Genomic DNA, 20,450 nt, shown 5'->3' with positions numbered 1-20,450 from the left:
ACGATGGAGCCCCGGTCCTCGCATCGGACACCGTGTTTCGCGCTGTCGGTCGGAATGCTTCGATAAGCCCCGCTTCTCGCAGTGCCTCCTGCCGCGGTGTCGGTGGATGTACAGCAGGCCGCCCTGCACCGTGCAAACGGCACCCCTACGACAAGCCCCCACGACCGAGCTGTGTCCGGTCGGCTTAGGTCAGGGTCTACCTTGCCCGGCCGCGGGACGCTGGCGGCACGGCGTGGGTCAAATGCCGGCTGTCTTAACCATAAAGAAGAACACACGATGAAAACCACGCGCCACTTGCCGTATTCCCTGATGCTCGCAGCGCTGTGCTGCGTCAGCGCACAAGCGGCCGACCTGGACCTGAGCGACTGCGACGTCCTGATCGGCAAGAAGCACAACGCCGCCTACAAGGGATGGGCGAGGGACAACCAGAAGAGTGCCGAAGCGGGCGATCGCGAAGCGATCCGCCTGCGCGCGATCGAAGCCAGCAACCGGTTGGCCTGCCACCAGGAGGTCATCACCGGCGACGATGACTGGGGCATGATAGTCAGCTCCGCAGATGGCACGTCGGAAACGCACCTGCCGCCGGGGATCCCGAACATCCGTAAGCATCCGGCGGCGTGGCGGGCCCTGAACCAGGCGGCAAAGTACGGTCACCAGGCTGGTGCGTTCGGCGTTGGGCACAAGGGTGCTGCGGCGGAACTGGTGCTGCGCTATGCCGCCGATCTGCCCCAGTACCTGGAAGGGGCTTACGAGGACGCGGCGGCGGTGTACGAATACGATTGCGTCCTCAAGCGCAAGTTCGAGCGGCGCGACCGCGCTGCCGGTTGTGCCTCGGCCCGCACGGCGCGGGCGCGTCTGATTCCGCTGGTGGCCGCGGAGCGCCGGCGGGCGCTGGATGCATCCGCGCGCCGGTGGGCCGAGGGACTGCCGACCGCTTCGAAATAGCGATAAACAAAGCGACCCGAGATCGGTTATCGATAGGTCTACGTGGCTTAGTGCCCTACGAGAGGCTGGGGGGCATACTAGTCCTTTATGCGAATCGGTACTTTCAAACCCTTTGGCATGCAATTTCATGAGACCGGCGCTGATCCGTCTGGGAATAACCGTACTTCACACTCCGTAGCATGACCATCATTACAACGGACTTCAAAAACCCTGACCTCATTGCGACGCTAGCCTTACTGCGCTCACTGCTTACCAGCATGAGAATAGGGGCCTACTCAGAATTCGGTACCGATGGACAACCTATGACTATATGCTCTACAGGCTTAATGAATATCACTCAGAGCGTTAAAGAATGGCACGAAAGCGACAACACTATTTCGCCAGCCATCGCTTCAATCCTGAGCGACCCGGGCAAACGACAGTTGCTATATAAATTTCTGCTCGACCACCCGGCGGCCTCCGGCATTTATTACGCGTATTTCTGGGAACCCCACATAGAAATCAAAGTCAATTGCTCCACAGGCTCCGTCTCAAGGTGAAGTTCGACAACTTAACCGTGATCGCCAACGAGCAGATTCGCCACTTGGGCGACGGCTTAGCACCTGCGCCGTTCGGCCTGCGCTCGATCGACCGCGGCACCGTCAAGCCGTTCGTGCCGCAGGGCCGAGTTCGTCATTGAAGAGGTCCAGAACCTGGAGGCCGATGCGCAGGCGCTGCTGACGCTCAAGCCCGGCACTGAAGCGGCGCCATACTTCCCCGGAAGCACTTGGAGCTGGAGCAGTTTATCGCCAGTATGTCGGCGCTGCTGGCCGCTTAGGATGAGGTACGCGCGCCGGTCCGGACCATGGGCGCTAAGGGCAACTAGAACGCGCGTTAGGTGCCGACAAAAATCATGCTTCACGCCCGGCCGAAGAGGCAAACAACGCTCCAGGGCGCCTCCCCGAAGAACCTCTCCAGATTGCGCGCAGAAGCCGCGGCTATTTTGGCGCTGTGCGGGAACAGCGCCCGTTCGTAGGTGTCCAGCGCAGCATCGACCTCGCCAGGATGTTCAAGGATCGCCCGGGCAAGCGAGGCACCGTCCACCATCGCCAGGTTCGCTCCCTCGCCCGCGAAGGGCGACATCAGATGGGCCGCGTCGCCGACCAGGGTAACGCCAGGCACCCGGTGCCAGCGCAAGCCCACCGGCAGTGCGTAGATCGGGCGAAGCACGGGCAAGGTCTCGCTTTCCAGAATAAAGGCCGGCAGCGCCGGTGACCACCCCGCGCCAGGCGTGTGATCTTCTGCGCATTTTGCGGCGGTCGGCACGCGCTAGAATGCGCCCATGCCGCGACAACTCACACTCCTCGAAACGATGCGAACTCTCTTCCTGATGCTAGCGTGTGCCAGCTGCTGCGCGCCCGCCGACGCCCAGCCCACCCGACCGACGACGGGGAACGGCGACAGCAGCACAGCCGCCGCCGGCCCCAGCGGCGGGCGTTACGTCGCGACAATCACGGGTCGCGTCGGCATCGCCGTGGTGGATCGCGACAAGGTGGAACTGCGCGATCGCACGGTGTACGTCAACGGCAGGTCGTTCGGCCGGGTGCCGGAAGTGTGCGAAATCCGTTACGTCGTGTCGAAGGAGGGTGCCACGCTGTACGTCGTCGGCCAGCCGCGCGCCGCACCGGCGCCGCGGCGGTAAGCTGCGCCCGGCGAGCTGCAGGGCGTCGGCCACATGAATGGATAGGGGACAACCAGCAGAGCGCCGCGGCGGGCAATCGCGAAACGAACCGCGTGCACGCCTTCGGGGCGCGCAACCGCCCGGCCCGCCAGCCAGCGGCGGCAGGCGCACAGCGGCAGTCGCCACCGCACGCCCGGCCGCCCGGCCCTAGACCCTGGCCCCGTCCAGCAGCGTGTTGTAGCGCTCCCGTGCCGCCAGGAGCCGGGTGTCGAGATCGGCCAGCGCTCTATCCACCGCTGCGATCCGGTCCGCCAGCAGCTGCTTCTTCTGCGCGTCCGCCTCGGCCGCCGCCTGGGTTTCCAGTTCCGTCTTTTTCGCGGTTTGCCTAGACTTGCCCGCTTCGAGCAGGTCGAGTTCGGTTCTTGCCGCCAGCAGGTCGGTATGGCGGGGGCTGTCGGAATTGGCGGCGAACTTGCCGAAGATGTAGACGCTCTGGCTGACGCCGAGCAGGAGCAGCGTGTTGTCGTCGAGATCGGGGAACGCCGCCGTGTCGGCAATCCTGCAGATGACGAACAATCCGATCAGGAGCGTGAAGACGAACAGCTGCAGTTTCAGCAGGTCGAAGCGGCCTTTGGTATCGAGCATCGACCAGAAGGGCGATGTCGTCGCGCCGGCCGGGGAGGGGGCTGCCGGCGTGGCGGTCACGGCTGCCCAGCGCGCCAGTACGGAACCGGCACCCGCGATACCCAGCAATCCCATGATGTCTTCCGTGAGCTTGATCAGGTCGCCCGCCACGACGAAGACGTAGAAGCATGCCCATACCGTCAGCACGGTCCAGAAGAAGATCTGGAACAGCGACAGGCTGGCCTCGCCGTCCGCGCCGATGATCAGGCCGGTCAGCATGCCATCCCCGTCCGTGCTGCCGCGCTGCTGGGCGCGGGCACGCGTGATCAGCCAGAGGAACGCCAATGTCAGCACGACGGAAATCGCGGCTGCGAACAGGCGATGATAGAGACGGATGCCGCCGCGCCCCAACGGTGTGCCATCCGCCCCTAGCAGGATGAGTTCCACGTCGTGATGCAGTGCATGCTCGGGCACCTTGTCGCGCTCGAGTGTGACCGTGGCCGCACCGTCCGATCCGGTGCTGGCGGGAAGGCGCCGCCACACGTTGTTGGCCGAGAGCGCGCAGGCCACGAATCCGTCCCTGGTCGCGTCAGGCGGCGCGCTCCACTGGCTGGCCGCAAACGAGAACGTCGTCAAACCCGATTTACCTGTTGCCTGGCTGCCGACCAGCGTGGCGGGCAGGTAGGGAACGAAACGTTGCGTCGACAGCGGCTGGGTGGTCGTGAACGCCATGGACGCATCGAGCGCGACGCTTGCCAACACGGTGCCTGGCGCCACGAGGTACTTGCCGTCCTTGTACTGCGCCATGACGCCAGCGGCGATCCGGATGTCGTACGCGGCATCGGGCGGCGCCGTGAAGGTGGCGGCGCGCTGCAAGGTGTACTGTTTGCCCGCGTGAACGACGAGCAGGCGCGGGTCGCCGCCCCTGGCCCTGAACTGCAGGCCAGCCGTCGTACCTGTCACGCGCAGCGCGTTGCCACCGATGGCCACCTGCGCGTTGTCCGTCGTACCGTTCAAGGACTTGAACTGCAGCGCGGTATCGGCGCTGGCGACCACGTCCAGCATGAACGCAGGTGCGCCCCGGCCGGCGGCCCCTGCGGGCGCGGGCGTGGCCAGCGGTGCCGTGTCCAGCGTGACCAGGGTGTTAGCTGGAATCTCCGCCGCTGGCAGGCACAATGAGCTGGCAGGACTGATCCACTTGTCGGGGCCGGAGAGGTCCGGCACGCCCCCGATCAGCCGCGCTATGCCGAGCGACAGGGCGATGAGTAGTAACACGCCTGCATACCGTAAATAGCTGCTACCCGTTGCGTTGGTCATATTCGTCTCCATAAGAACACGCGTGCAAGCCGCACGACGTTCCGCTCGATCGACCCGGCGAAGCCAGGGCGGCCGACCCGCCCGACATCGGCATCGGTGGGGCCGGTCTGGTGCCGCCACGCGCCCCGGGCGGACGTGGAAGCTCAAGCGAAAATCGTGCCGCGGTGGTGATTTGCAGTGAATCAACCAGTTAAGGTGGCTTTCATCCAAGAACTGTCAAGACTGTCGACAGCGCGACGGCACGTCCAGCCGTGCGGCCGCAGCGGCTGGACCCGAGCGCCGGCCGGGCAGCCGTCGCAGGGCGACCTGGACGGCAAGTCGTCCGGTGGCGCAGCTAGTACGCGCCGTCCGCGGCCGTCACGCACGAGGGCCTCGCCAGCCGGACGGCTGCCTGCGATACGGGCGGGCCCTGCGATGCCTGGCCGAGCACGTCGCTGGGATTGAGCAGCGACGCGCCTTCGCGCCGCCGGGCCCGCTCCCACAATTGCCCGCCCAGCGCGGTCAGGCGTTCATACCGGCCGGCGACCCATGGTGTCCACAGCGGCGCCAGTCCCGCGCTGCCCAAGTGTCCCAGTCCATACGCCGCGCCAAAGCCAAAACAGACGGGATTGACGTTGCCGTCGGGCTCCACGACCAGGACACCCAGCACTTCGGCAGGCGCGCGTTGCGCCGCATGTGAGACCGGCATGCCGTAGAGGAGGCCGGGCAATGCCGCGACGACGTCACGGTGCACGAGATCGACACTGACGTGCATGCTCTCCCTGTACAGGCCAGCGAGCACCCGCGCGACCAGGTAAAGCTCCTGCATGCCCCGCTCGCCGAGCAGGTGCGACAGCATGCTGTCGCGTGCGCGTCCGGACGGAGACACCACATGCAATTGCAGCGCGCTGGCGCCGTGGCTGCTTGCAATGCCAGCGATCTCCTCGATTTCGCTGGCATTGAGCCGGCTGACGCCGCACACGACGCTGACGTGGATGCCGGCATCGACCATCGAGTCGAGTGCCGCCAGTACGCCCGCCAGCGCTCGCGGCCGGCCGCGCAATGCGTCGTGCGCGGCCGCCAGTCCGTCGATACTGACCGCGACGGTGTCGCAGCGCTTCAGGACGGCCAGTTTGTCGCCGCGGCCCGCCAGCAGGCCATTCGTCACGATCGCGCTGCGCATGCCGAGCCCGGCCGACATGTCGACCAGTTCGCCCAACCATGGGTACAGCAGCGGCTCTCCGCCCGAGATGGCCAGTCGGCGGTAACCCCATCGCGCAGCCTGGCGGATCGCCTGCAGCGCCGCGCGCGGTTCCAGCCGGTCCGTCGCGTGCGGCGAACTCGACGCATAGCAGTGGGCACACGCCAGGTTGCAGCGGCGCAAAGGGTGCAAGTGCAGCGTCGGCTCGCCGACGGGGCCCGGACCCCTGGCGGAACCGTCCATCATGTCCGCATGCCGATGTTGACGCGCCAGTTGCGTGGCGCGACGATCCCCTGCGGGAAGATCGTGATGTCCTTGAGGTCATGCAGCTTGCCCGCCAGTGCGATGATCTCCGCCAGCCGCTCTGGCGGCACATCGTACTGTGCGACCAGCGCCTTCGACGTGGTGCTGGCCGCAGGCGTGAGATCGGCCAGCGTGACGTTGTCGAGGTGCAGGCTGCCGAGCTGGTCGATGACCTTCGTCAGCGTATCGTCGGGCAGCGCAAAGCGGGTGCTGAGCGCCGCCCGGAGCAGTTCTTTTTCGTCGGATGATGCCATGGCGTTCTCCTGTCGGTAGTGTGGTCGGTGCGGTTAATAGCGGAACGCAAACGTCAGTTTCCAGCGTTTCTCGCGCAGCAGCGTTTCCTCGTTGGTGCCGCGCGAATAGTCCAGTACGAGGCTGGTGTAGTCGTTCGGGTCCAGGCTGAGACCCAGCGCATGCGTGACGTGGTGGATGCTGGACGGGCCGCGCAGTCTCGCCAGGCCCGTATAGCTGAAGTGATATTCGACCGGGAGGTTGGCGGCGAAAAGGTCGGCTCCCAGCACGCCACCAGCGCGCAGATAGTTTTCCTGGTAGGCGGCGATGTCGGGATCGCGCGAGCGGTTCGTGAAATGGCCCGCATGCAGCTTTGCCTTCACGACCGGCCTGATGGCGAACGCGGGAAAGTTGATGAGCAGGTTCGTGCTGGCTCTCAGCTTGTTGTCCGTCAGCGGCCAGTACGGCGTATAGACCGCATCCACCGCTGCGACGCGCGTGCCATCCACCCGATCGTGAAAATAGGTGGGCCGAAGCGCCAGGCGATAGCGCCCCGCATGGTGACGGTCGAAGATGATGCCGGCATGCAGCTGGTTGAGTTTCCGGTCCGGATCTTCCGTGCCGTCCACGCGCGTGCTGCTGCGCGCCATGCCGAGGTAGCCGAGCCATGCGGTCTTCGTCATGTCCTCACGCCGCTCCTGCCCCAGGATGCCCAGATACGCGTTGCTGCTGATGGTGCGGGTATCGGCAAGCTCATCGCGATCGACGCTGAAGACGGCCGGCTTGGCAGCCTTGAATTCCGCTTCCTGCTGCGAGATGACGAGATCGTCCGGATGGCCGCGCACGCGCAGGGCCGCCAGCCAGCTCGCCTTGCCGCCGGCCGCGTTCTGTGCTGGTGTTGCCACGCACAGCAGCGGATTCACATCGTTGGGCGTTGCAAAGAAATTCTCCTTCGTCACGCCCTTCGCGAGGGTAAATTCCGCTGGCGGATACGCGAACAAGGTCACCAGCCGCGCCATCAACCCATCCGAGTCGAGCCGCTCTTCCTCGCTGCATGTGCCGATGGTGTCGCATGGCGAGTCTCCCATGCGGATCAGCGCGGCGAGCAGGCCGGCATTCGTGGCCGCGGCGGCCGGCGGCACCGCATTGCGGAAGGTCGAGCCGATGCGGTCATGCTCCACCAGCCGCTTCGCCAGCGCCTCCTTGTCCACGTAGCCCGCAGCTGTACACAGCTTCTTGCGGTCGTAAAAGCCGTCGCCGGCCAGGGCCGGCGGCAGGACGGCCAGGGCCAGGGTGGCGCACCCCAGCATCGCATGGCGCGACACGGTGCGGTCTCGAAGCGTCATGGCGGCCCCCTAGCTCGTGCGCGCTGCCACGGCGGCGCTGAGATCGATCTCGTCGTATTCCAGCGCTTTTTCGCAAAATGCGTAATCGACGGGGAACGTGTACGACGGCTTGTTGTCGCGCAGGCGTTTGCTGATGGCCATCAGGATGATCGCCAGCTTGTCGAGTTCATCGGACAGTACCTTGCGCATCGGCGTGTCCTCCCCGCGTTTCGGACGTGGGTAGCCCGCATCCGTCAATGCTTGGTCGACGATGCTTACGACGGTGTCCAGTTTGCTTGGTCTTGGCATGGTTCATCTCCCTGGTAGTCAGGGCCGTTTGTGACGGCATGTAGAGGTTGGTCACCACCGCGAACGCGTCCGTTCATCCCGGGCCACATTCGCGCGGCGCTGCGCGCGACCGAAACGCTGTCGGCGCCGGCAGCAAGGACTGGTCACTGCCTACGTGTCATGAGACCTTTCGCAGGCGCGGCAAACAACACCCGAACGGGTGAAATCGTGGAATACTGTCCAATCTGTGGCGCGACGGGGGACACCATGGAAAGCCTGATCCAGCAAATCTACGAAGCGGCCATCATTGCCGAGAAATGGCCGTCCTTGCTCGAGGAGGTAGGGGAGCGTTTCCACTCCAGGGGCGCGCTGCTGTTCACGCTGGCGGCCGACGGCACCTGCTGGCGCGGCGGTGGCGCGGCGGCCGATTTCATGGAAGAGTTCCTGAGCGGCGAATGGATGGGCCGGAACGAGCGCCCGGCCAGGGTGCGTGCGCTGGGGCGTCCCGGCTTCGTGACCGAACTGGACGTAATGTCGGAGCAGGAATTGCTGCACGATCCCGTGTGCGAGCAGTTCATGCGCCCGCGTGGCTTTGCCGCCGCCGCCGGCACGTACGTACCCGGTCTCGCCGGCGAGGACATCATGCTGTCGGTGGAAGGGTTTTGCGACTACGATGCGGCGCGGGCCGCGGTGCCGGCGCTCGATGCGCTGCGTCCTCACCTGGCACGGGCCATCCAGCTGGCGGACCAGTTTCGCTTGCAGACGATGCATGGACACGTGCAAGCGTTGCAGGCGATCGGCGCGGCGGCATGCGTGATCGATGCGAGGGGAGCGATGGTCACGGCCAATCTGCGCTTCCAGGATGAGCTGGGGACGACGTTCCGCGAAATCGGCCGCGCGTTGTGCCTGCAGCATCGGCGGGCCCAGCAGCAGTTCGCCGGTGCGCTGGCGCGGCTGCGCGCCAAGGACTTTTCCGGCTGCTCGATTCCCATCCGGGCCAGACCGGGCCCGATCCGCGTGCTGCATGTGCTGCCGCTCGCCGGCGCGGCCCACGACCTGTTCGCGCGGGCCGACGCATTACTGGTGCTGACCAATCCCGGGCGCTGTGTACCGGTGTCCGCGGAATGCCTGCAGCGCATGTTCGACCTGACGCCGGCCGAGGCGCGTCTTGCCGTGATGGTCGGCAGCCGCAGCGCGACGCTGGCACAGATCGCCACGGAGGCGGGGCTGTCGATCAACACGGCGAAGAGCCAGATCAGGTCGGTCTTCCAGAAGACCGGCACGGACCGGCAGGCCGACCTGGTCCGCCTGCTGATCGGCGCCGGCTCGATCTGCACGCCCGTGGACGGGGGCGCGGAGGTCAGGCGGACGTGAGTCCTTCGGGCCGCCGCTGGCGCGGCGCGGCCGGCATCACAGGCTGCCCTCCGCCAGCAGCGCCCGCGTACGCTGCAACGTCGACAGCAGCGCCGTCCGATACCCCTGGTCGCTGTCCATCCAGGTCTGCTCCGCCTGTTCCTCGGGTCCGCCCGGCGCCTTGCCGCGCAGGCCCGTGTAGCAGTAGAAGCGCAGCTGCAGTGCGCCGCCGGCATCCTCGAACAGTTCGTTGACGATCACGCCCTCGCGCGGGCCGCCGGCCTGGAAGAACGACACTTTCGCTGCCGGCTCGAAAGCGATGAGCTCGCGGATGGCGTTGCCGCCGATGGTGGCCTCGCGCACGTTGTGCGTGGCGCTTTCTGCCACCACGTCGCAGCGGGTGCACAGGCCCGGCGGCAGGAACAGGCGGGCGTAGCGTGCTTTCAGCACCAGGCCTTGCCAGGCCTCGGCGCGGGTCAGCGGCACTGCGCCTTGCGGATTGACGGCAACGGTTGCGGTCGAATGGATCATGACGGGTCTCCTTGATGGGGCAAATCGGTGAAGGTCGGCAAAGCTCAGGCGGCAACGGCGTCGGCGACAAATGCGCGGCAGCTGCGCAGCGGTCGGCCCAGCAGGGCGACCAGGCGGCCCGCGGCGCCCGGCCCCGCGACCATGCCGTCGCCCTGGAAGCGTTCGGCCATCAGCCGCATGTCGTAGGCCATCCAGGCCGGCATGGCGTGGCGCAGGTTCCGTTCGAATGCGGCCGTGTCGTCGCCGCCGTAGGCGATCGGGCGGCGCAGCGCCTCCGTCCAGATGGCGGCCGCGTCGTTGCCCGTCAGCGGGTCCGGGCCGGCCAGGTCGAGGTGCTCGACCGGCAGGTCGGCGCCGGCGGCGTCGCGGCGCAGCAGCTCGACGGCCGCGATCTCGCCGATGTCGCGTGCGTCCATCATCGCCACGCCACGCGCCGATCGGCATCGGATATACGCCGTAGGCTTGCACCGTGTCCCTGACCGCCAGGTCGTTGTCCATGAAGTAGGCCGGACGCAGGATCGAGGCCGAAAAGCCCATCTGCTCGATCATCCGTTCGACGGCGAACTTGCCGGCGAAGTGGGGCACATTGACGTAGCGGTCGGCGTGCAGCACGGACAGATACACGACCCGCCACACGCCGGCGTCGCGGGCGAGGTTCAGGGCCAGCAGCGCCTGCGTCACTTCGTCGGGCACGACGGCGTTGAGGAGGAACAGCGTCGAGACGCCGTCGAATGCCACGCGCAGCGCGTCGACGTCCAGCAGGTCGCCCTGCACGGCGTGCACGCCGGCCGGCAGGTTAGCCATGGCGAGAGTCCGGACGAGGGCGCGCACGCTGGCGCCGCGCTGGACGAGCTGGGCGACGACGTTGCGGCCGACGGTGCCCGTGGCACCGGTAACGAGGATGGTCATGTTGTGGCTCCTGGCAGGTGAAAAGTGTCGGTTGGCGCTTTGCATGGTAGGCGTCCCACGAACGTTCCGATAGCCTGTAGAATTGGGCGCTCCGTCTCACAGGTAATACACTTGGACTTGCTCGCGCTGGCCGACTTCAACCTGGTGGCCCGCCATGGCGGCTTCGGCCGCGCCACGCGTGCCAGCGGCCGGCCGAAAGCGACCTTGTCGCGCCGCGTGCTGGAACTGGAAGCGGCGCTGGGCGTACGGCTGCTGGAGCGGGGCGCGCGCACGCTGAAGCTGACGCAGGAGGGCGAGGTCTTCCATGCGCGCATGGCACCGCTGCTGCTGGAGATCGACGAGACGGTGACGGCCCTGAAGTCCGGCGCCAGCGCGGTCAGCGGCCGGCTGCGCATCAGCGCGCCGCTGCTGTTCGCGCAGATGGCGCTGGGAAAACTGGCCGCCCGCTTCGCGCTGGCCTACCCCCACGTCCGGCTGGAAATCACCACCGAGGACCGCGCCGTGGACATGGTCGAGGAAGGCTACGACCTGGCCATCCGGGTCAATCCCGACCCGGATGCGACGCTGGTCGGACGCATCATCCTGCGCGACCGGTTGGCGGTCGTGGCCCACCCGGGCATCGCGCGGCCGCTGGGCGACGAACCGGCTGCCGCCGTCCTCCGCGCTGATGGCGGCGGTGCCGCGGCCTGGACGCTGCAGGACGGCGCGCGCATCGCCATCGAACCGCGGCTGCGCTTGTCGTCGCTGGTGATGGTGCGCGACGCCGTGGTGGCCGGCGTGGGCGCCGCGTGCCTGCCCGTGTCGCTCGTCAGCCGCGAGGTGGCTGCCGGGCGCCTGCTGCAGTGGGGTGAGCTGGACGCGGCGGAAATCGCCATCTCGGCGCTGTACCCGTCGCGCCGGCTGCTGAGCCCGCGCGTGGCGGCGTTTCTGGACCTGCTGAAGACGGTGTTTCCCAATGGCACGACGGACGAACTGGCGGCCTGCATGAGCGCCACGTGAAATGGCGGTCGCCAAGTGCGTATAATCCGGGATTCGCTGCCGCCCATGTGTCGAGCCCTGCCACGGCGGGGCTTTCTGTTTTTACTGCGCCGGCCAGCAGCCTCTTTTTGCGTTTTCTGGAATCCATCATGGAAATCAAGGTCAATTTTCTCGACAAGCTTCGCCTCGAAGCGAAGTTCGACGACTTCACGGTGATCGCCGACCAGCCGATCCGCTACAAGGGCGACGGCTCGGCGCCCGGGCCATTCGACTACTTCCTGGCGTCGTCGGCCTTGTGCGCCGCTTACTTCGTCAAGCTGTACTGCGACACGCGCAATATCCCGACGGAGAACATCCGGCTGTCGCAGAACAATATCGTCGATCCGGAAAACCGCTACCAGCAGACGTTCAAGATCCAGGTCGAGCTGCCGGCGGACATCTCCGACAAGGACCGCCAGGGCATCCTGCGCTCGATCGACCGCTGCACCGTCAAGAAGGTCGTGCAGCAGGGGCCGGAGTTCGTGATCGAGGAAGTCGAGAACCTGGACGCCGATGCGCAGGCGCTGCTGACGGTGAAGCCGGGCGGCGATACCGCGACCTACATTCCGGGCAAGGACCTGCCGCTGGAGCAGACCATCGCCAATATGTCGGCGCTGCTGGCGGGGCTCGGCATCAAGATCGAGATCGCGTCGTGGCGCAATATCGTGCCGAACGTGTGGTCGCTGCATATCCGCGACGCGCATTCGCCGATGTGCTTCACCAACGGCAAGGGCGCGACGAAAGAGAGCGCGCTGGCCTCGGCGCTGGGAGAGTACATCGAGCGCCTCAGCGCTAACCACTTCTATGCCGGCGCCTATTGGGGCGAGGACATCGCCAACGCGCCGTTCGTGCATTACCCGAACGAGCGCTGGTTCAAGCCGCGGCGCAAGGATGCGCTGCCGGAGGAGATCCTCGATGAATACACTCTGTCGATTTATGACCCGGAAGACGAGCTGCGTGCGTCGCACCTGATCGATACCAACTCCGGCAACGTGGCGCGGGGCATCTGCTCGCTGCCGTTCGTACGCCAGTCCGATGGTGCGACGGTGTATTTCCCGTCGAACCTCGTCGAGAATCTGTACGCCAGCAATGGCATGAGCGCCGGGAATACGCTGGCGGAAGCGCAGGTGCAGTGCCTGTCCGAGATTTTCGAGCGGGCGGTCAAGCGCGAGATCATCGAAGGCGAGCTGGCGTTGCCGGACGTGCCGCAGGAAGTGCTGGCGAAGTATCCCGGCATCCTGGCTGGTATCCAGGCGCTGGAAGAGCAGGGCTTCCCCGTGCTCGTCAAGGATGCGTCGCTGGGCGGGCAGTATCCGGTGATGTGCGTGACGTTGATGAACCCGCGCACGGGCGGCGTGTTCGCGTCGTTCGGCGCGCACCCGAGCTTCGAGGTGGCGCTCGAGCGCAGCCTGACGGAACTGTTGCAGGGCCGCAGCTTCGAAGGCCTGAACGACCTGCCGCCGCCCACGTTTGCCAGCGCGGCCGTGACGGAGCCGTACAACTTCGTCGAGCACTTCATCGATTCCAGCGGCGTCGTGTCGTGGCGCTTCTTCAGCGCGAAGTCCGATTACGACTTTGTCGAGTGGGATTTCACCAGCGAAGGCGAGAACGCCAACGCCGAGGAAGCCGCCGCGTTGCTGGGCCTGCTGGCCGACGCGGGCAAGGAAGTGTATATCGCCGAATACAACGAGCTGGGCGCGGTGGCCTGCCGCATCCTGGTGCCGGGTTATTCCGAGGTCTACCCGGTCGAGGATCTGGTCTGGGACAACACCAACAAGTCGCTGCTGTTCCGGGAAGACATCCTGAACCTGCACCGCCTGGACGACGCGCAGCTGGAAGCGCTGCTCGACCGCCTTGAAAACAACGAGCTGGACGAGTATTCCGACATCGCCACCTTGATCGGCATCGAGTTCGACGAGAACACGGAGTGGGGCCAGCTGACGGTGCTGGAACTGCGGCTGCTGATCAACCTGGCGCTGAAACGCTTCGAGGACGCGCACGACCTGGTCGGCGCCTTCCTGCAGTACAACGACAATACCGTCGAACGTCGCCTGTTCTACCAGGCGCTGAACGTGGTGCTGGAAGTGGAGCTGGACGACGACCTGGAGATCGACGACTACGTCGCCAACTTCCGCCGTATGTTCGGTAACGCGCGCATGGATGCGGCGCTGGGCGCGATCGACGGCAGCGTGCGCTTCCATGGGCTGACGCCGGTCGGCATGGGTCTGGAAGGGCTGGACCGACATCAGCGTTTGCTGGACAGCTATCGCAAGCTGCACAAGGCGCGCGCGGCTTTCGCCAACCGCTAAGCAGCCTTAAGCCGGTGGTGCCGCGGTCAACGACGAGCGGCACACCGCATCGCAGGGCGTCGGTTACGTCCAGTTCGCCAGTGCCCCGGCGGCCTCCAGCGCAGCAATGGCCCCATCGATACGACCCGGCGCGGACTCGATGAGCGGCGCCACCGGCTCGCCCAACAGCGCACGCATCAGCGGCGCCATTAGCACCAGCTCGATAAACTGCTGAGCAGGTTCGACCGCCTGGGTGGCGTGGTCCGGCTCACGCACCGCAATCGCCCCCGCCACCCGCTGCACACCTGCCTGCCAGAATAACTGCTCGGCATGCACGCCCGTGCCGGCAAAGCGCGGCATCTCGCTCACCACCAGCCGCAGCAAGGCCAGCGCATCCGGATGCAGCGCATCGGCCAGCACACTCATCCCGACCGTCTGCAGGCGCTCGCGCAGCGGCGTTTCGGTCGCAACCTCGCTCTGCCCGGGCGGACGCCCCAGCATATTGTCGATCACGGCAGTGAACAACGCACCCTTGTTGGCGTAGCGCGCATAAATGCTGGCCTTGCCCGCGCCGGCGTCCAGCGCCACCTGATCGCAGGTGGTCCCGTCGTAGCCTCGCTCGAGGAACAAACGTGTCGCCGCCGCGAGCAGGCGGGCCTCGACATCGCCGGCCCGATCGGCCGGCGGCCGTCCGCCACGTCCACGTTTTGCCGCCACTTCCGCTGTCATGCCGCTGCCCTTGTCAAATCGCTTTACACAAATGATAACTTATCGTTAAACTAGACTCGCCAGTTCAATTTAGTGCAGTTCAGTTCGCCTCACAGTTCAATCCATCCCGGCGCCATGCCGGTCGGCAGCGTAGCACAACCAAGGAAGTCCATGTCCACCACGATTCACCCGTTCCACCTTGCCGTACCCGAGAGCGATCTTGCCGACTTGCGCAGCCGCCTTGCGCGCACGCGCTGGCCCGATGCCGAAACCGTGTCCGACACCAGCCAGGGCCCGCAGCAGGCCAGGTTGCGTGCCCTGGTCGATCGCTGGCAAGATGGCTACGACTGGCGCCGCTGTGAAGCCATGTTGAACGATTTCGGCCAGTACCGTACGGAAATCGATGGCCTGGACATCCATTTCCTGCACATCCGATCGCCCGAGCCGGATGCAATGCCGCTCTTGATGACGCACGGCTGGCCCGGCTCCGTGCTGGAATTTCGCGACGTGGTCAAGCCGCTGACCGACCCCGCCGCGCATGGCGGGGAGGCGAAGGATGCATTCCACCTCGTGATCCCGTCCCTGCCGGGCTTCGGTTTCTCCGGCAAGCCGACGGCCACCGGCTGGACCATCGACCGTATCGCCGACGCGTGGATCGTCCTGATGCAGCGTCTTGGCTATGACCAATGGGCCGCCCAGGGCGGCGACTGGGGCGGCGCGGTCACGGCAACGCTTGGCTACAAGGCGCCGCCGGGGCTGGTGGGCATTCACCTGAACATGGTGATGTTCCAGCCGACCGAGCAGGAACGTGCCGAGGCCACGCCGCACGAACAGAAGATGCTCGACGATGCGCAGCGCTATGACCAGCAATTCTCCGGGTATTTCAAAGTGCAGGGCACGCGGCCCCAGTCGATCGGCTTCAGCCTGGCAGATTCGCCTGTCGGACTGGCTGCGTGGATCTATGCGCTGTTCCAGGACGTCTCCGACAGCGGCGGCGACGTTGAAAGCGTCTTCCCACTCGATCACATCATCGACGACATCATGCTGTACTGGCTGCCCAACACCGGCGCCAGTTCGGCGCGGCTTTACTGGGAGACGATGCAGTCGATGCAGCGAGGCGGGGCGCCGGCAACGCCGATGCCGACGCCGGCCGGCATCAGCATGTTCCCCGGCGAGCAGATGCGCCTGTCGAAACGCTGGGCCGAGCGGCGCTTTGCCAACCTGGTCCACTTCAACGAGCCGGCGCGCGGCGGCCACTTTGCCGCGATGGAGCAGCCAGCGGTGTTTGTCGATGAGGTTCGCGCGACGGTGCGCGCCATGCGCTGAGTTGGCGCCGACGACGACGGCCGCTATCTGCGCATCCGCGCCGTGAGAATCGGTCGCGGATCGACGGGCGTGTCGAGTATGAAGGTCGTATAGCCGTGCCGGCATTCCACGGCGATGCTTCCCGCATGCTGCTCGGCGACGCTGCGCACGAACGGAAGTCCGATTTCCCAGCCGCCTTCGCCCTTCATGGCGGTTCGCTTGTAGAGCTGAAAGATCGCTTCGATGCGGTCCGGTGGAATGGGCGGCCCTTCGTTCGTGATGGACAGTGCCACGCGGCCGCCGTAGCTGCGCAAGGTTGCGGTGACGGGCGTTCCCGGGTCGCTGTACTCGACCGCATTCGACAGCAGGTTTTCGATCGCCTTCGATATCGAATCGCGATGCCAGAATCCCTGCACAGGGATCGCGATCACTTCGGTTCTGGGCGCTGCCGTGGAGGCGCGGACCACGTCCACAAGCACTTCGCGTAAATCCAGCGCCTGCAGCTCGATCGTGTCATCCGCGGGAGGAGACAGCATCGACATGTCCAGCATCTCCGACAGCATCGAACCGATGCGCTCGAGATGCTGGGACGCGAGCGCCGCGAGCCGGTGCGCAGTGTCCGTTTGCTGCGCTTCACGGATGTGATCGACGGCCATCGATACATCGGAAAGCCGGCCCCGGATATCATGGACGGCGGCGGCGCTGAACTGCTCCCGCGCGGCAGCTTTGCATAATATGAAGCCCGTGATCGATTCGCGAATCGCCTCATCGATCAGGGAGTTAAGTCTGGCCGACTGGTCGCGCGAGAGTGCAAAGCCGGCGTTCCCCCATGCCGAGAACAGGACACTTCTGAACAGCTGAATCTCATGGGCGACCGTTTCGACGTCGTATCTCGTCAGCCGCGCGCGTTCGCCGCCGTGTTCCGACGCCAAGGTCGACTGGCGATAATTGAACGTTTCCCCCGATGCGACGGAACAGAGATGTTCGTAAAAAATTGGCAAGGTATCGAGCAGCAAGGGCGCAGGCAGTTCGTGCGCGAAGCGTACCTGTTCCCGCACGGCCGCCAGCCACGACGCAAAGACCGTGTCGCGCAGCAGCATGAGGCGTTGGTGCAGATCGGTGCAGGATTCAGCCATGTTCGGGGCGCATGAAAGTAGAAGTTCCGGCTGACAGGATACCGGGCTTTTGGCCAGAGGTGCGTCTGCCTTGGCGACGTCGACTACAACCCCGGGGCACGACGCTGCGTGACCTGGCTCTGCGGCACTGGCTCCGCAGCGGCCGGACCTCGGGCCGCCATCTGGCAAAACCAACACGCCGTTCGTTACACGCGGTTCTCGTAAGACCTCTGGCCCGGCGCCGCAAATGCGACTGGACTGCAACCGTGTCGTTGCTTCCATGATGCGAGCGGCGTAACGTGAAGGGGCATCTTGGGACGATTCGTGCGAAGTGGCCACGGCGTCACCCGATGTTGCCGCAATACCCAACCGAACGCTAACGAATCAGGAGCACACCATGAAAGCTCTCGCTGCTGCATTACTGGCTGCCGCCACATTCACCTCGATGACGACGCAAGCTGCTACACGGATCGACACGGAAGGTTTCAGTCTCGAATTTGGCCAATTCCACGATCAGTGGATGAGTATGAACCTGCTTTCGGATGAGGACGGGATTGTACGAATCGGGTTCGAGAACATCATCGTCGGCGCCACCGTGACGAGGGGTAGCGACCAGTTTGACCGGGACGCGAGTTTCATCGGGTCGATAGCAGAAGGCTATCGCGTCACTTCGATGACGCTGCGCGGCACGTACGTTGGAACGGTTGAACTCACTTCTCAGAACGGCTGGCAGAACTGGCCGGGCGAGATTAGCGTGGCCCCAGGCGACGCCTCCACCTTGACGTCCATGTCCATGTGGGTCCAGCACGGGGATACAGACACCGAGGTCCGTGGGGGAAGAGTGTTCAACTTGAACGGCTCGCACGCCTTCGGGACGCAATACTCGGACACCGTGGAGAACACCTTCGGCCTCTTCATCACCTCGTACGCGAGTCTCCGAGCACAGGCAGAGGAGGTCTGGCTTTACCACCCGGACGGCGGCTGGGGCTACAATTTCGGGACCGCACTGGCCAGTATTCGAGCCGACGACGTCGTGTTGACCCTGCATGTATCCGCAGTGCCCGAGCCGGCCACATATGGCATGCTGATCGGCGGCCTTGGCATCCTGGGTTACGTTGCGCGCCGCCGCAAAGGTGCCGCCGTGAACTGAGGTCGCCCTCCGTCAGCAGCGGAGGCACCCTCTCGACCGGAAGGCACGAACTTGTCAGCCGTAAAGAAAGCCGGGATCGCGGCTGCGATCCCGGCTTCCCACTACGTGGACGATTGAGTCAGTGGCGCTTAGTGCGCGCTCGCCCCAGCCGCGCCAATCCCTGTCTCCGAACGCACTTCCTGCGCCTCAAAGCCCGCCTTGTCGATGGCAGCGCGCTTGCTGGAATCCGTCACCGAGAACAGCCAGATGCCGACAAAGCCAACGGTCATCGAGAACAGGGCAGGGGACGTGTACGGGAAGATGGCCGAGGCGTTGTGGAACACGTCGACCCAGACCGATTTCGACAACACCGTCAAGGTGACGGCCGTGATGAGGCCCAGGAAACCGCCGACGGTGGCGCCGCGCGTGGTGCACTTGCTCCACAGGACGGACATGAACAGCACGGGGAAGTTGGCCGATGCGGCAATCGCGAACGCCAGCGACACCATGAACGCGACGTTCTGCTTCTCGAACACGATGCCCAGCAGAACGGCGATGACGCCCAGCACGATGGTCGTGAATTTCGACACGCGCAGCTCGCTGCCCGGTGCCGGCTTGCCTTTCTTGATGACGGTGGCGTACAGGTCGTGCGACACGGCCGAGGCGCCGGACAAGGTCAGGCCGGCGACTACCGCCAGGATCGTGGCAAACGCCACGGCCGAGATAAAGCCCAGGAAGACGTCGCCGCCGACGGCTTTCGCCAGGTGCACCGCCGCCATATTGTCGCCGCCCAGCAGCTTGCCGGCGGCGTCCTTGAAGCCGGCGTTGGTGCCGACCAGCACGATGGCGCCGAAGCCGATGATGAACACCAGCACGTAGAAATAGCCGATCCACGTGGTGGCCCACAGCACGGATTTACGCGCTTCCTTGGCGCTCGGGACCGTGAAGAAGCGCATCAGGATGTGCGGCAGGCCGGCGGTGCCGAACATCAGCGCCATGCCGAACGAGATGCCGGAGATCGGGTCCTTGATGAAGCCGCCCGGGCCCATGATCGCGTCGCCCTTGGCGTGCACGTTGACGGCCTCGGCAAACAGTGCGGACGGGCTGAAGTTGTACAGGGCCAGCACGGCAAACGCCATGTAGGTCGTCGCGCCCAGCAGCATCACGGCCTTGATGATCTGCACCCACGTGGTGGCGGTCATGCCGCCGAACAGCACGTACACCATCATCAGCAGGCCGACCAGCACGACGGCGATCCAGTAGTCCAGGCCAAACAGCAGCTTGATCAGCTGGCCCGCGCCGACCATCTGCGCGATCAGGTAGAACAGCACGACAACCAGCGTGCCGGATGCGGCAAACAGGCGCACCGGTTTTTGGGCGAAACGGTAGGCGGCCACGTCGGCAAACGTGAAGCGGCCCAGATTACGCAGGCGCTCGGCCATCAGGAATGTCAGCACGGGCCAGCCGACGAGGAAGCCGATCGCGTAGATCAGGCCGTCGAAACCGCTGACGAACACGGCCGCCGAAATGCCCAGGAACGATGCGGCCGACATGAAGTCGCCGGCAATGGCAAGACCGTTCTGGAAGCCGGTGATGCCGCCGCCGGCCGTGTAGAAGTCCGATGCCGAACGGGTGCGCTTGGCGGCCCATTTGGTGATGAACAGCGTCAGCAGCACGAACGCGGCAAACATGGCGATCGCCGTCCAGTTGGTGGCCTGCTTGGTGGACTGGCCCAGGTCGGGCGCGGCCAGAGCGGTGCCGGTGGCGGCCAAGGCGACAAGGGCGGCAGCGGCGCCGCGCAGGGCGGTGCGGGCCATCATGCCTTCACCTCTTCCGGCTGTTTTGCATGGGCGGCGGCGTTCTTGTGGATGGCGTCCGTGAGCGCGTCGAATTCGCGGTTGGCACGGCGCACGTAGATCCCTGTGACGGCGACAGTGAAGAAAATCACGAACAGGCCGAGCGGCACGCCGCGCGACATGACGCCGTCGCCGATCTTGCCGGCCATAAATTCCTTGCCGAACGCGTTCAGCGCCGTGAAGCCGTAGTAGACGACCATGACGGACCAGGCGAGCATCCAGCCGTAACGCGAGCGGGTCTTCACCAGCTTCTGGTAATTGGGGTCGTTCTTGACCAAATGAACGAGGTCTTGTTCCATAATGCTTGTCTCCGGGTAATTTTTTGTAGGGCCAGCTCCTGTGTTGCAAGCTGCCAGATTAACACCC

General features: G+C 65.3%; 17 protein-coding genes and 3 pseudogenes. 8 read left to right on the top strand and 12 right to left on the bottom strand.

Annotated elements, in window-relative coordinates; all coding sequences use genetic code 11:
• The first annotated feature begins 276 nt into the window (after positions 1–276).
• On the top strand, positions 277–945 hold the full coding sequence (locus tag E1742_RS04615) for a hypothetical protein (protein ID WP_134383764.1): 669 nt from the start codon (positions 277–279) through the stop codon (positions 943–945).
• Positions 946–1,439: 494 nt separating this feature from the next.
• Positions 1,440–1,756, top strand: a pseudogene (locus E1742_RS27350) (hypothetical protein); the annotation flags it as partial.
• Positions 1,757–1,842: 86 nt separating this feature from the next.
• Here E1742_RS27350 and E1742_RS04610 read toward each other — a convergent pair.
• Entirely contained in the window at positions 1,843–2,250 is a 408-nt protein-coding gene (locus tag E1742_RS04610; RefSeq protein WP_134383763.1) for an FAD-dependent oxidoreductase, read from the bottom strand.
• Between the two features lie 46 nt (positions 2,251–2,296).
• On the opposite strand from E1742_RS04610, the gene E1742_RS04605 reads away from it, so the two are divergent.
• On the top strand, positions 2,297–2,626 hold the full coding sequence (locus E1742_RS04605; protein ID WP_134383762.1) for a hypothetical protein: 330 nt from the start codon (positions 2,297–2,299) through the stop codon (positions 2,624–2,626).
• A gap of 186 nt (positions 2,627–2,812) precedes the next feature.
• Here the strand turns inward: E1742_RS04605 and E1742_RS04600 are convergent, their stop codons facing one another.
• The 5 genes from E1742_RS04600 to E1742_RS04580 all read right to left on the bottom strand — a co-directional run bounded on the left by E1742_RS04600 (position 2,813) and on the right by E1742_RS04580 (position 7,894).
• The gene (locus E1742_RS04600; RefSeq protein WP_166793423.1) at positions 2,813–4,546 is read right to left on the bottom strand and encodes a hypothetical protein; all 1,734 of its coding nucleotides are present in this window, start codon (positions 4,544–4,546) and stop codon (positions 2,813–2,815) included.
• A gap of 334 nt (positions 4,547–4,880) precedes the next feature.
• A complete protein-coding gene (locus tag E1742_RS04595; protein ID WP_134383760.1) occupies positions 4,881–5,972 on the bottom strand; it encodes a radical SAM protein in 1,092 nt (363 codons plus the stop codon).
• Positions 5,969–6,283: a hypothetical protein gene (locus E1742_RS04590; RefSeq protein WP_134383759.1), complete on the bottom strand. Its 315-nt coding sequence runs from the start codon at positions 6,281–6,283 to the stop codon at positions 5,969–5,971. The genes E1742_RS04595 and E1742_RS04590 overlap by 4 nt, the downstream gene beginning before the upstream one ends.
• 33 nt (positions 6,284–6,316) lie before the next feature.
• Positions 6,317–7,606: a hypothetical protein gene (locus tag E1742_RS04585; RefSeq protein ID WP_134383758.1), complete on the bottom strand. Its 1,290-nt coding sequence runs from the start codon at positions 7,604–7,606 to the stop codon at positions 6,317–6,319.
• 9 nt (positions 7,607–7,615) lie between these two features.
• On the bottom strand, positions 7,616–7,894 hold the full coding sequence (locus E1742_RS04580) for a hypothetical protein (RefSeq protein ID WP_134383757.1): 279 nt from the start codon (positions 7,892–7,894) through the stop codon (positions 7,616–7,618).
• Between the two features lie 246 nt (positions 7,895–8,140).
• Here E1742_RS04580 and E1742_RS04575 point away from each other — a divergent pair, with 246 nt between their 5' ends.
• On the top strand, positions 8,141–9,247 hold the full coding sequence (locus E1742_RS04575) for a helix-turn-helix transcriptional regulator (RefSeq protein ID WP_134383756.1): 1,107 nt from the start codon (positions 8,141–8,143) through the stop codon (positions 9,245–9,247).
• Between the two features lie 36 nt (positions 9,248–9,283).
• On the opposite strand, the pseudogene E1742_RS04570 reads toward E1742_RS04575, so the two are convergent.
• A pseudogene (locus E1742_RS04570) lies at positions 9,284–9,730 on the bottom strand (AtaL-like protein); the annotation flags it as partial.
• Between the two features lie 71 nt (positions 9,731–9,801).
• Positions 9,802–10,666, bottom strand: a pseudogene (locus E1742_RS04565) (SDR family oxidoreductase).
• Between the two features lie 111 nt (positions 10,667–10,777).
• Here E1742_RS04565 and E1742_RS04560 point away from each other — a divergent pair.
• Both E1742_RS04560 and E1742_RS04555 read left to right on the top strand, forming a co-directional pair.
• The gene (locus E1742_RS04560; RefSeq protein WP_134383754.1) at positions 10,778–11,665 is read left to right on the top strand and encodes a LysR family transcriptional regulator; all 888 of its coding nucleotides are present in this window, start codon (positions 10,778–10,780) and stop codon (positions 11,663–11,665) included.
• Between the two features lie 128 nt (positions 11,666–11,793).
• Positions 11,794–13,992 carry an OsmC domain/YcaO domain-containing protein gene (locus E1742_RS04555; RefSeq protein WP_134383753.1) on the top strand — a complete coding sequence of 733 codons (2,199 nt, stop codon included), beginning with the start codon at positions 11,794–11,796 and terminating at the stop codon, positions 13,990–13,992.
• Between the two features lie 63 nt (positions 13,993–14,055).
• Here the strand turns inward: E1742_RS04555 and E1742_RS04550 are convergent, their stop codons facing one another.
• Complete coding sequence (locus E1742_RS04550; RefSeq protein WP_134383752.1) at positions 14,056–14,700, bottom strand: TetR/AcrR family transcriptional regulator; 645 nt, start codon at positions 14,698–14,700, stop codon at positions 14,056–14,058.
• 150 nt (positions 14,701–14,850) lie between these two features.
• On the opposite strand from E1742_RS04550, the gene E1742_RS04545 reads away from it, so the two are divergent.
• Entirely contained in the window at positions 14,851–16,005 is a 1,155-nt protein-coding gene (locus E1742_RS04545; protein ID WP_134383751.1) for an epoxide hydrolase family protein, read from the top strand.
• Positions 16,006–16,028: 23 nt separating this feature from the next.
• Here E1742_RS04545 and E1742_RS04540 read toward each other — a convergent pair whose 3' ends face one another.
• Positions 16,029–17,120: a sensor histidine kinase gene (locus E1742_RS04540; protein WP_166793422.1), complete on the bottom strand. Its 1,092-nt coding sequence runs from the start codon at positions 17,118–17,120 to the stop codon at positions 16,029–16,031.
• A 376-nt stretch (positions 17,121–17,496) separates the two neighbouring features.
• Here E1742_RS04540 and E1742_RS26635 point away from each other — a divergent pair, with 376 nt between their 5' ends.
• Positions 17,497–18,249 (top strand): PEP-CTERM sorting domain-containing protein, encoded by a 753-nt coding sequence (locus E1742_RS26635; RefSeq protein ID WP_229466520.1) that lies wholly within the window; start codon positions 17,497–17,499, stop codon positions 18,247–18,249.
• Between the two features lie 128 nt (positions 18,250–18,377).
• Here the strand turns inward: E1742_RS26635 and E1742_RS04530 are convergent, their stop codons facing one another.
• Together E1742_RS04530 and E1742_RS04525 are read right to left on the bottom strand one after the other, a co-directional pair.
• Entirely contained in the window at positions 18,378–20,045 is a 1,668-nt protein-coding gene (locus tag E1742_RS04530) for a cation acetate symporter (protein WP_134388018.1), read from the bottom strand.
• A complete protein-coding gene (locus E1742_RS04525; protein ID WP_134383749.1) occupies positions 20,045–20,383 on the bottom strand; it encodes a DUF485 domain-containing protein in 339 nt (112 codons plus the stop codon). The genes E1742_RS04530 and E1742_RS04525 overlap by 1 nt, the downstream gene beginning before the upstream one ends.
• Positions 20,384–20,450 lie beyond the last annotated feature (67 nt).

Source organism: Pseudoduganella plicata, assembly GCF_004421005.1.
GTDB lineage: Bacteria > Pseudomonadota > Gammaproteobacteria > Burkholderiales > Burkholderiaceae_D > Rugamonas > Rugamonas plicata.
This window is presented reverse-complemented; position numbering and strand designations above follow the sequence as displayed.